Annotated in this window: 9 protein-coding genes; 5 read left to right on the forward strand and 4 right to left on the reverse strand. The window is 42.0% G+C overall.

Annotated elements, in window-relative coordinates:
• The 3 genes from B9T23_RS11230 to dxs all read right to left on the reverse strand — a co-directional run.
• A partial coding sequence (locus B9T23_RS11230) for a DEAD/DEAH box helicase (RefSeq protein WP_143222521.1) occupies nt 1-1,220 on the reverse strand: 1,220 nt, incomplete at its 3' end.
• A 546-nt stretch (nt 1,221-1,766) separates the two neighbouring features.
• Complete coding sequence (locus B9T23_RS11235) at nt 1,767-2,597, reverse strand: inositol monophosphatase family protein (protein WP_067726701.1); 831 nt, start codon at nt 2,595-2,597, stop codon at nt 1,767-1,769.
• A gap of 113 nt (nt 2,598-2,710) precedes the next feature.
• Complete coding sequence (gene dxs / locus B9T23_RS11240; RefSeq protein WP_086194144.1) at nt 2,711-4,621, reverse strand: 1-deoxy-D-xylulose-5-phosphate synthase; 1,911 nt, start codon at nt 4,619-4,621, stop codon at nt 2,711-2,713.
• A 313-nt stretch (nt 4,622-4,934) separates the two neighbouring features.
• Between dxs and ribA the strand changes: the two genes are divergently transcribed.
• Nucleotides 4,935-5,537, forward strand: a complete 603-nt coding sequence (ribA, locus tag B9T23_RS11245) for a GTP cyclohydrolase II (protein WP_086194145.1) — start codon at nt 4,935-4,937, stop codon at nt 5,535-5,537.
• A gap of 95 nt (nt 5,538-5,632) precedes the next feature.
• On the opposite strand, the gene hemN is transcribed toward ribA, so the two are convergent.
• The gene (gene hemN / locus B9T23_RS11250) at nt 5,633-7,006 is read right to left on the reverse strand and encodes an oxygen-independent coproporphyrinogen III oxidase (protein WP_086194146.1); all 1,374 of its coding nucleotides are present in this window, start codon (nt 7,004-7,006) and stop codon (nt 5,633-5,635) included.
• A 243-nt stretch (nt 7,007-7,249) separates the two neighbouring features.
• Between hemN and hemF the strand changes: the two genes are divergently transcribed.
• From hemF to B9T23_RS11270, 4 genes are all read left to right on the forward strand, one after another.
• Nucleotides 7,250-8,191, forward strand: a complete 942-nt coding sequence (gene hemF, locus B9T23_RS11255; RefSeq protein ID WP_086194147.1) for an oxygen-dependent coproporphyrinogen oxidase — start codon at nt 7,250-7,252, stop codon at nt 8,189-8,191.
• 303 nt (nt 8,192-8,494) lie between these two features.
• Nucleotides 8,495-8,701, forward strand: coding sequence for a hypothetical protein (locus B9T23_RS11260; protein ID WP_086194148.1), 207 nt, complete (start codon nt 8,495-8,497; stop codon nt 8,699-8,701).
• 147 nt (nt 8,702-8,848) lie between these two features.
• The gene (gene aroE / locus B9T23_RS11265; protein ID WP_086194149.1) at nt 8,849-9,637 is read left to right on the forward strand and encodes a shikimate dehydrogenase; all 789 of its coding nucleotides are present in this window, start codon (nt 8,849-8,851) and stop codon (nt 9,635-9,637) included.
• 393 nt (nt 9,638-10,030) lie between these two features.
• Nucleotides 10,031-11,854, forward strand: coding sequence for an acyl-CoA dehydrogenase C-terminal domain-containing protein (locus B9T23_RS11270; RefSeq protein ID WP_086194150.1), 1,824 nt, complete (start codon nt 10,031-10,033; stop codon nt 11,852-11,854).
• The last annotated feature ends 28 nt before the right edge of the window (nt 11,855-11,882 follow it).

An 11,882-nucleotide genomic window follows, 5' to 3' on the forward strand; every position in this document is an offset into this window, starting at 1 on the left:
CCACGACCACCGCCATCACGACCGCCGCCATCACGAGCACCGCGTGCAGGAGGTGGAGATGGCTCAAGACCTTCAATTTCAGACACGTTCAAACGTGCATCTAGGAAGTCTTCAAGCGCACGGATTTTACCGCGTTCACGGTAAGTCGCCAAAGTAATTGCATTACCTGTACGACCGGCACGACCTGTACGACCGATACGGTGTACATAGTCTTCGTTTTTCATCGGTAAACCGAAGTTGATTACGTGTGAAATTGTTGGTACGTCAAGACCACGCGCCGCTACGTCTGTAGCAACAAGGATTTTTGCACGACCTTCACGGATGCTGCGTAAACGACGGTTACGAACAGTCTGTGGCATAGCACCATGAAGTGCTACAACTGATAGACCTGCTTCAGCAAGTTCTTCAGCCAGCATGTCTGTATCTTCTTGAGTGCTTGCAAACACAACTGCTTGATCTACTGATTCATCAGATAACCAGTGAGTAAGCAATTTTTTCTTGTGTTCAAAGCCATCAGTCCAATGCAATGTTTGAGTGATGTCTGTATTTGTAGAGTGACCAGTTTCGATCGCAATACGCATAGGATCATTCATCATGCGTTCTGCAAGCGTAATGATACGCGGTGCAAAAGTTGCAGAGAACATTAACGTTTGTTTACGGTTAGCGGCTAATTCACCAATTGCTTCTAGGTCTTCAGAGAAACCCAAGTCAAGCATACGGTCAGCTTCGTCGACGATTAACGCGTCAACCATGTCAAGTTTAAGTTGACGACGGTTTACAAGATCAAGTAAACGACCTGGAGTCGCAACTACAACTTGTGCACCTTTTAATTGTTGAATTTGTTTACCGAAAGGCATACCACCCATGATCGCAGCAACACGAACACCTTTCATATGACGAACCAATGCAATCGCATCTTGGCATACTTGTTGTGCTAATTCACGAGTAGGAGAAATCACAAGGATATTCGGTTGAGTAACCGCTTTCATGCGGTCTTTAAATGAGATAAGCGAATCTTGATTTGCTAAACCATTTAAAGTAGGTAACAAGAATGCAGCAGTTTTACCAGAACCTGTTTGGCTTGATACAAGAAGGTCTTTACCTTCAAGTGCAGCTGGAATTGCTTGTTCTTGTACAGGAGTTGGCGTAGTAAAGCCTAAACCTTCGATCGCTAGTGTTAAAGACTCATCGAGGGAAAAATCAGCAAAAGTTTTGCTCATAGAGAGTGTTCACCCTGAAGTGGGTGCTCCATTTAATAAATTACAATATGGACATCGGCAAAAAGCGGCACAGCAAATAGAGCTGAAAAAATAAGGATTCAGCAGCGATCCGAATAACGTCGATGTGGATATAACGCACGTATATGATTACGGCCGCAAACCTGAAGGAATCGCTTAAGCGATTGGGGCGCGAAGGATATGTCCTCTCTATGGACAGGACGCGCATACAATGATTAGAAGATAATGTTCAGGTAAAGAACGGAAATTTAAGTGCGTGGCGGCATAATAACAGAATAATTTTAAAAAGTAATCATTTTTTTCGATTGAATTATGCATTGGTACTGTTTTTTTCAGTAACAGTCTATTTTACAACTCAATTTTGTTTATTTTTTAATCGTAAATTTCTCAGTAATCATACCTTTTTTAATAAAGTCTCTTTAAACGCGATCAAAACCAGCGTTAAAGATGAATATCAACTTTGCCTGACAATAAAAAAGCCCTCACATGGAGAGCTTTTCTTTGTCATATCACTCGATTAAATCGGTATTACTTTGCGGCTTCACCCCAAGCTGGAACGACAGCTTGCATTAAAGGTTTTAGCATTTTCATAGAGCAAGCAATTACTTGACCATTGTCCATAGAATCGGCACCACCACGTGCATCCACTACAGTACCACCTGCTTCTTTTACGAGTAACTCGCCTGCAGCGATGTCCCAAGGTTTCAAACCAAGTTCGAAGTAACCATCAAAACGACCGGCAGCAACATAAGCCAAATCTAACGCAGCAGAACCTGAACGACGGAATTGTGCACCCGCTTCAGTCACGTTTAATAATGAATCAAAATGGTTTTTCGCATAAGAAACCACTTCACCGTTACGTTTATTACGGTAAGCATGACCTACAGCCAAGAACGTCTTGTCTAGGCTGTCTTTAATATTTACGCGAATACGACGTTGATTCATCATGGCACCGCGGCCACGACTTGCAGAGAAAAGCTCGTCTTTCACAGGGTCATAAATAACACCGTGTTGAGTTACGCCTTTATGTTGAACTGCAATTGAGATACAGAAATGTGGAAAACCGTTAATGAAGTTTAAAGTACCGTCCAAAGGATCGATCACCCAACACCAATCAGCGTCGTGACCTTGACCTTCTTGCATACCAAACTCTTCACCAAGGAAGCTGTGGTTTTTATAGCTTTTACGTAGAGTATCGATAGTCAACTGTTCCAAATAACGATCTACACGCGTTACTGGACCATCAATCCCTTTTTCTTCGACTTGTAGATCGAGTTTATGACGATTTTGATGCGCTTTTAAAAGCTCTTGACCAACTAATTGAGCCGCACGCGCAGCCATAACCACCATAGGTTCCATTGAACACCCACTACAAATTTAAAGAAACTGATAAAGAATAATGCATAAAAGCCCGCACATTTTAGCAAATATGAGGGCTTTTAGGGGAAAAAATGTTTCTAAAATTTAATTCATCATGATGAAACGGTTTGCACAAGCTTTAGCCAGGCTAATTCAATCGATTTTTCAATGCCTTTGGCATCAAGTCCAGCCTGTTGCAACATTTGTGCATGTGAAGCTTGATGCATGAAAATATCAGGCAAGCCTAAATTTAAAGTCGGTTTAACAATTTGTGCTTGAGCCAGATATTCATTTACTGCACTACCCGCACCTGCCATAACCGCATGTTCTTCAACCGTCACAAATAAACTGGTGGTGCTCGCAAGTGCTGCAATCATCTGTTCATCTAAAGGTTTCACAAAGCGCATGTTGACGACACGAACGCCCACATCATGTACTTGTGCCAATGCTTGTGCTGCTTCAATCGCAACCGTTACACGACTGCCAAATGCCAGAATACTAATTTGTTCATCTTGCTGTTCATTAAAACTGGCCACAATTTCCGCTTTACCAATCTCTAAAGCAGTCAATTGTTGTTGTATTTCAACACCGACACCATTACCACGCGAATAACGCACAGCCGCAGGACCATTGTATTGATAAGCTGTATGTAACATCTGGCGACATTCATTTTCGTCTTTAGGCGCCATAATTACCATATTTGGTACAGTACGCATAAAAGCATAGTCATAAGCACCGGCATGAGTTGGGCCATCTTCACCCACCAAACCGGCACGGTCGATGCCAAAGGTCACATCCAGATTTTGCAAGGCAACATCATGAATCAGTTGATCATAACCACGTTGCAAGAAGGTCGAATAAATGGCAACAACTGGTTTTAAACCTTCACATGCCATACCGGCAGCCAAAGTCACAGCATGTTGTTCAGCAATTGCGACATCAAAAAAGCGCTCAGGGAACTGCTTGGCGAACTTTACCATACCCGAGCCTTCACACATTGCCGGTGTAATTGCGAGTAAGCGATCATCCTGTGCTGCTTCGTCACATAGCCACTGTCCAAACACATCCGAATATTTAGGGGCTGTATTTACGGCAGGCGTTGAATTTATTTTGCTGATTGCATGATATTTAATTTGATCGGCTTCCGCAGGTGCAAAGCCTTTACCTTTTTTGGTATAGACATGAATTAAACGTGGACCTTTACGTTTTTTGAGTGCATCAAAGACTTGTACCAGTTGATTGACATCATGACCATCGAAAGGACCAAAGTAGTCAAAACCAATGGCTTTAAATAAGTTGTCTGCAGCATCTGTTGCTGCACTATGCAAACGAGAATTATAAGTCCATGCAGGATGCGGCTGAATATAAGCATCACCCTCATCGGACACATTCACCGAATGACCACGTTCCCAAATGGCAGCCAGGTGTTTGGCAAAACCGCCGGTACTGCATGAAATAGACATGTCATTATCATTCAGCACCACGATTAAATCAGCATTGTGTGCCACCGCATCATTCATGGCTTCAAAAGCCATACCTGCGGTCATTGCGCCATCACCGATAATCGAAACCACTTCGCAGGGGTCTTTTTGATAACGACGTGCCAGTGCCATACCCAGTCCAGCTGAAATTGCTGTTGATGAATGGCCTACCCCAAAAGTATCAAAAACTGATTCTTCACGGGATGGGAAAGCTGCCAAGCCATCTTTGGCGCGAATGGTGATCAATTGCTCACGGCGACCCGTTAAAGCTTTATGCGGGTAAGCCTGATGACCGACATCCCAAATAAGGCGGTCATGCGGGGTATTAAAACAATAGTGCAAAGCCACCGTCAGTTCGATCACACCCAGATTGGCACCAAAATGCCCGCCACTTTGTCCTGCTGCATACAAAATGTACTGACGTAACTCATCCGCCACTTTTTCTAATTGGCTGCGCTCGAGCAATCTTAATTGTTGCGGATGATCAATCACATCCAGCAACGGTGTTACAGGGCGATGAGTCGGTATTTCTGTATACAACATAAATGGCAAAGCCTTCTAAAGCCTGGCAAATCCTAAGCTAGGTAAATGGGTTATTCGAGCACAAGCAAGTGTCGAATTGTATCACCTTTAAATCAGCCACATTTCTAGCGATGCAGTTTAGAGGTAGATCTCTATACTGGGTGTTTGTTCATGAGCGAGATTATCCTGAATAATCTTACTATTTATCAACCATTATCGTTCGCTTTATACAAAAAAGAAAATCTTCTGCATAATTTCATCATAGCAATTCTACCAATGTCCAAGCATTACGCTATACTTTAGCCAATTAATGAACTATTTGACGGGTTAAGCAGTGCCTATAGAATTTGTCGCAACTTCAAGATTACCAACCGCTTTTGGTGAATTTAAAATCACTGTATTTCAAGACCCTCAAACCGGTGAAGAACATGTCGCACTTTCTAAAGGACTCGATACCCCACCGACCGATCCGGTACTGGTGCGTATTCACTCCGAATGTTTAACTGGTGATGCCTTTGCCTCACTGAAATGTGATTGTGGACCACAACTCCAGGCCACCATGAAACTCATTAATGAAGTCGGTCAAGGCGTGATTTTATACTTGCGCCAGGAAGGTCGTGGCATTGGACTGACCAATAAAATTCGCGCCTATGCCCTGCAAGATCAGGGACATGATACCGTGGATGCCAATCTGATGTTGAATTTACCTGCAGATGCACGACGTTATGACATGTGCACGATCATGCTTGATCATTTAAAGATCAAACAGGTCAAACTGGTAACCAACAATCCTTCAAAAATTGCAGCATTAGAAGAACTGGGGATTGATGTGGTAGATCGTGTTCCCCTCACCGTGGGCTTAAATCCGTTCAATGCAGAATATCTAAAAACCAAACATGAACGTATGGCGCATATGTATAAAAAAGGCGATTTTTAAAAAATCTTTTTTATAAAATCTCCCCTCACCCCTCTTTGAAAAAGAGGGGAAAAAGCCTCCCTTTTTTAAAGGGAGGTTGGAGGGATTAAATAACATTAAATCGTCATCGAGAAAATCCGGTTTTCAGGCTTTTTACGCTTTAAGTGCAAATCAAACGCCATACAGATATTGCGTACAAAGGGTTTGCCTTTTTCTAAAATCGTGACCGACCGGTTTTCGATTTTAATCAGTTCATCCTGCTGCATTTCTTCAAGTTGCATCAATACTTCATCAATTTCATGAAATTGCATCTCAGCATCCAACCATGAAGTTGTAAACGTACACATCAAGTTCAGGATATGTTTACGAATCATTAAATCTTCTGTGTTGAGCACATGCCCTCGATACACCGGAATTTCATTATTTTCTAAACGTGCGTAATAGTCTTCCAGTTTCTTTTCATTCTGGGCAAAACTGTACCAGCTGTCGCTAATCGATGAAATGCCCAAGCCAATCATCACTTGCGTTTTTGACGCGGTATAGCCCATAAAATTACGATGCAAAGTCCCTTGCTGAAAAGACTGATACATACCATCTTTTTCCAAGGCAAAATGATCCATGCCAATTTCATGATAGCCATGTGCAAGTAATTTCTTTTTACCCTCCTCATAGCATTGGCGCTTCAACTCATCTTTGGGTACATCGCCATCTTTAAAACCACGCTGACCATTGCCCTTAATCCAGGGCACATGTGCATAGCTATAAAAGGCCAAACGGTCAGGCATTAAACGGTTGGTCTGGTCGATGGTATTCAGCACATCTTCCAGATTCTGGAACGGCAAACCAAACACCAGATCATGTGAAATCGACTCATAGCCTATTTCACGTGCCCACTCAGTCACACGTTGCACATTTTCATAAGGTTGAATACGGTGAATAGCTTTTTGCACTTTTTCGTTATAGTCTTGCACCCCATAACTAACACGACGAAAGCCCAAATCATGCAGGGCTTGTAAATGCTCTTTGGTCGTATTGTTAGGATGTCCTTCAAAGCTAAATTCGTGCTGGGGTGCAATTTCGGCTTTAGACAGAATGCCTTGAATCAGTTGTTGTAAATGTTGTACTGAAAAAAACGTCGGCGTTCCCCCGCCCAAGTGAATTTCCTTGATGACCGGTTTGTCTTGCAACAACTGGCAATATAAATCCCACTCTTTCAGCACTGCCTGTATATAAGGCTGTTCCACCTCATGGCGTTTGGTGACCCGTTTATGACAGCCGCAGAAGGTGCATAAATTTTCACAAAATGGCAGATGAATATATAAACTGATCCCCTCGCTTTGATTGGATTCATCAAAAGATCGTTTTAATGTTTCTTTCCAAAGCTGTAAAGAAAACAACTCCTCTTGCCAATATGGCACCGTCGGATAACTGGTATAGCGCGGCCCCGGAACATTATATTTTTGAATTAACGAACTTGCCGGCTTTGACATCAAGATTGCCCCATTTGAATTAACCACGCTGACCTAAGATGAACGGTCGGCTTTTCCTTATTGTGCTGAGCTTGATCCATGAATTCAACCCAGCCTTTTAGTCGGAATATCTTGAATTCATTTTCCGTTTTAAAAAAGCATCACTGCTTTTCCCAATGAGATCAATTGGTAAAAATCCCTTAATTTTTTTATGATTTTATGTTTTGATGTATGCATTCTCTATCTTTCCCCATGAGGGTTCTGATGCAGCATCCTAATTCCGCTGATATTCAACGCGTTCGCGAATTTCTCCTCGATTTACAGGCACGTATTTGTGCAGGTTTAGAACAACGAGAATTAGAGAGCGGTGGCACTGCTCATTTTGAGATTGATGATTGGGAACGCCCGGAAGGTGGTGGCGGCCGTTCACGTGTTTTGCAAAATGGCACCGTGATTGAAAAAGGTGGTGTGATGTTTTCTCACATCAATATTTCAAAATTACCGGCGTCTGCAACTGAACGTCATCCACAAATTGCCGGTGCGAAAGCGCAGGCCATGGGTGTATCTTTGGTGATTCATCCAAAGAACCCCAATGTTCCAACTTCACATGCCAACGTGCGTTTGTTTGTGGCAGAGCCTGAAGGACAAGATCCAGTATGGTGGTTTGGAGGCGGTTTTGACTTAACCCCCTTCTATCCGGATGATCAAGATGTATTGGCCTGGCACCAAAAAGCCCATGATCTTTGTGCGCCATTTGGTGACGCGATTTATGCGGAACACAAAAAATGGTGTGATGACTACTTCTATTTAAAACATCGTGATGAACAACGTGGCGTGGGTGGATTGTTCTTTGACGATTTAAATCAGTGGGACTTTGAAACCTGTTTTAAATACATTCAAGCAGTCGGTAATGGTTATTTGGAAGCGATCTTGCCAATTTTCCAGCGCCATCAAAATCAGCCTTATACCAAAGCGCAACGTGATTTCCAGCTCTACCGTCGTGGTCGTTATGTGGAATATAATTTGGTTTATGACCGTGGCACCTTGTTTGGTCTACAAACCGGCGGTCGTATTGAATCGATTTTAGTCAGTATGCCGCCACTTGCAGCTTGGTCATATCGTCCGGAATGGGAAGAAAATTCTGCTGAAAAACGCTTAACTGACTATTATTTAAAACCACAGGATTGGTTAGCTGAACTTCAATAATTAAAAATATATTTAAAATCTTTAATCCCTTTTTCCATTTTGGATGAAGGGATTTTTTATATTCATAATTTTATTTGTACATAAAATTAGATGCTTAGAACAATAAAAAAATTTAAATCAATATTTTCATGTCATAAAAAATTCATCATATTTTACTTATAATAATTCTACTGACATATTTCCTTACAGCACTAGACTCTGTAGATTTTACAAAATCGTTTATACTAAGAAATTCAATTTACTATTCACACATATTTAAAAAGCACATATCAATTAAAAAAATCGTGCTTTAGGAAACCTACAATGTTAGATAAAATTTTAAATCACAAGGTGATTCTATTTTGGTTCATTTTCACCCTAATCCTATGTTCCATCGCCATCACATTCTCATCAGACAATAGCCTTTCTGATAGTTTATCGATTACATTTAGTGTCTTTGCAGGGTTTGCCTTGTTTTTTACCGCAGCAATGTGGCTAGAAGATATGGTTCACGAAATCTGTAATCCTTAATATTATTTCAATCCGCTTTAATTCTCTGAACCTCACTAAATTACTTTTTATGCCTGCTTAACTTTTCATTTTTTCCCTTCTTCTGCCTTTAGCCTTGTTTAAAAATCACGTATATTGAATGCCATTTCCGCACATGGACTTTGTGAAATGAGCAAACAATTCGCGGTGGTTGGTCATCCAATCGAACAGTCACGTTCGCCAGAACTTCATCATGCTTTTGCCAAAAAAACAGGGATTGACCTGAATTACAGCAAGCGTCTTGCGCCTCTTGATGGTTTTGAAGCCAATATCAAGGCGTTCTTTGCCGAGGGTGGCATCGGCATGAACGTGACCGTGCCTTTTAAAGAACAAGCGTTTGCACAGTGTCAAGTCCTGACGGAACGTGCCAAAATTGCCAAAGCGGTAAATACGTTGTGGATGCAAGATGGCAAGCTGCATGGTGATAACACCGATGGTCAAGGCTTAGTGGATGCGATTAAAGCCCTGGATTGGAACCTGGACAATACCGATATTTTGATTATTGGTGCAGGTGGTGCAACACGTGGTGTGATCTATCCTCTGATTCAGGCTGGCGTGAAAAAAATCGTAATTGCCAACCGTACTCTTGCCCGTGCCGAACAACTGGTTGACGATTTAAAAGATGCCGTTCCCCAAGCAACACTTGCTGCAATCTCTTTAGATGATTTGGCGGGTGAATTTGATCTTGTGATTAATGCGACATCTGCCAGCCTAAGTGGCGATGCTCTGGTTTTACCTGAATCTTTACAATTTAAATATGCCTATGAAATGGCCTATGGCAAACCATCGAGCTTTTTGGATCAAGCCAAAGCTCGTGGCATTCCGACCTCAGAAGGTTATGGCATGCTGGTGGGCCAAGCGATTGAGTCATTCTCAATCTGGAACGGTATAAAGCCAGCCCTGAAAGATTTTCTTTAACAGTTTGAAATAAAGCGATTGAAAAGAAGTAAACCCTTGCTTCTTTTCAATATTACCCACAAAAAAAAATGTCTTTAAACTGGCTTTTATGACATCATGATTCATTCATTAAAGCTCATTAAAATGATTAAAATATTCAGCTATCGAAAACTTAAGACAGACACTAACTCTCTAATTTAATTATTATTTACAATATTTTTTTGCATGAAATACATTAAAAATGTAAACCCAACAATATAATCAGTTACATTAATAGCTAAATTCATCCACTTATAATTCGCCTTTCTGACATTTTTCCCAGGCTACACCATCAATGTATTTTGATGAACAATGTGAATAATCAAACTATCGATTCGGATAATCCAAAACTATTTCTAAATTAGGATTAACATTATGCCAACTTATAAAGCTCCTTTACACGACATTCGCTTTTTAATGAATGAAGTTTTTGATTACCCAGAACATTACAAAACTTTATCAAATGGCGAAGCTGCCGATCCTGACACTGTAGACATGATTCTTGAAGGGGCAGCAGATTTTTGTGAAAACGTACTCTCTCCTTTAAACCAGTCTGGTGATGAAGAAGGCTGTCATTTTGAAAATGGCGAAGTTAAAACACCAAAAGGCTTTAAAGAAGCCTATGCCCAATTCGTGCAAGGTGGCTGGCAAGGTCTGTCTTATCCTGAAGAATTTGGTGGTCAAGGCTTGCCGATGTCGCTTAACCTGATCAAATCTGAAATGATGGGTACTGCAAACTGGTCATTCACCATGTATCCAGGTTTGAGCATGGGCTGTATGAATACCATCATGCAGTTCGGGACTGAAGAACAAAAAAATACCTACATGCCGCATTTAACTGCGGGAACCTGGTCGGGCACTATGTGCTTGACTGAACCACAATGTGGTACTGACTTGGGTCAGGTAAAATCTAAAGCTGAACCGCAAGCTGATGGTACCTATAAAATCACCGGGACCAAAATCTTCATCTCTGCAGGTGAACATGACCTGACTGAAAATATTGTCCATATTGTGCTGGCTCGCCTTCCAGATGCACCTGCAGGTACCCGTGGTATTTCGCTGTTTATCGTACCGAAATTTATCCCAACGGCAGAGGGTGGCGTGGGTGAACGCAATCCTGTGACTTGTGGTTCAATCGAACACAAAATGGGGATCCGTGCTTCAGCAACAGCCGTATTAAACTTTGATGCTGCGACAGGTTACCTGATTGGTGAACCGCACAAAGGTTTACATGCCATGTTTACCTTTATGAACACTGCACGTATTGGTACAGCGGTTCAAGGTATTGCACATGCAGAATTGTCTTTCCAAGGGGCATTACCTTATGCCAAAGAGCGTATGTCTATGCGTGCGCTATCAGGCAAGAAAGACCCTGAACAAGTGGCAGATGCGATCATTCACCATGCAGATGTGCGCCGTATGCTGCTGACGCAAAAAGCCATTGCGGAAGGTGGTCGTGCCATGATTTATCATGCTGCGCAGCTTGCGGACAAAATGACCGATGCGCTGACTCAAGGCGACCAAGCGAAGTTTGAAGAATATGATGACAAACTTGGTTTCTACACTCCAATCTTGAAAGGCTTCTTGACTGAATTGGGTCTTGAAGCGGCTAATCACGGTATGCAAGTGTTCGGTGGTCATGGTTATATTAAAGAACATGGCATGGAACAAATTGTACGTGATGCACGTATTGCGACCCTGTACGAAGGTACAACGGGTGTTCAGGCACTCGACCTGATTGGTCGTAAAGTTCTGCTTTCTTCTAAAGGTAAAGTAGTTCGTGACTATACTGCTGAAATCTTACGTTTCTGCGGTCGTCATGCACGCAACAAATACATGCGCCGTTTTGCATGGGACTTAACCAAGATTTGTGCACAATGGAACGCTTTAACCGTACGCATCATGCTTGCAGCACGTAAAGACCGTGACATCGTTTCTTCAGCTTCTGTAGATTTCTTGATGTTCTCTGGTTATGCGATGATGGCTTACTATTGGGCGCAACAAGCTGCTGTCGCTTCTGAAAAATTAGAATCGGGTAACGGCGCAGAAACGCCTGAATTCTATAAAGCAAAAATCAAAGTTGCCGATTTCTACTTTGAGCGTATATTGCCTCGTACTCAAGGTCATGCCGAAGCTATGGTGAATCCATCGAAAACCATGATTTCTTTAGCACCTGAACACTTTAGTTTTGACTACTAAGCTGTAAAGTTTGAGTCAAAATAAAAGA

Origin of the sequence: Acinetobacter terrae, from assembly GCF_002135195.1 — a bacterium.
GTDB lineage: Bacteria > Pseudomonadota > Gammaproteobacteria > Pseudomonadales > Moraxellaceae > Acinetobacter > Acinetobacter terrae.

Coding starts and splice junctions, on each gene's coding strand:
- dxs (WP_086194144.1), bottom strand. CDS start 4,621: ATGTTGTATACAGAAATACCGACTCATCGCCCTGTAACACCGTTGCTG.
- hemN (WP_086194146.1), bottom strand. CDS start 7,006: ATGTCAAAGCCGGCAAGTTCGTTAATTCAAAAATATAATGTTCCGGGG.
- B9T23_RS11270 (WP_086194150.1), top strand. CDS start 10,031: ATGCCAACTTATAAAGCTCCTTTACACGACATTCGCTTTTTAATGAAT.
- B9T23_RS11260 (WP_086194148.1), top strand. CDS start 8,495: ATGTTAGATAAAATTTTAAATCACAAGGTGATTCTATTTTGGTTCATT.
- B9T23_RS11235 (WP_067726701.1), bottom strand. CDS start 2,597: ATGGAACCTATGGTGGTTATGGCTGCGCGTGCGGCTCAATTAGTTGGT.
- hemF (WP_086194147.1), top strand. CDS start 7,250: ATGCAGCATCCTAATTCCGCTGATATTCAACGCGTTCGCGAATTTCTC.
- aroE (WP_086194149.1), top strand. CDS start 8,849: ATGAGCAAACAATTCGCGGTGGTTGGTCATCCAATCGAACAGTCACGT.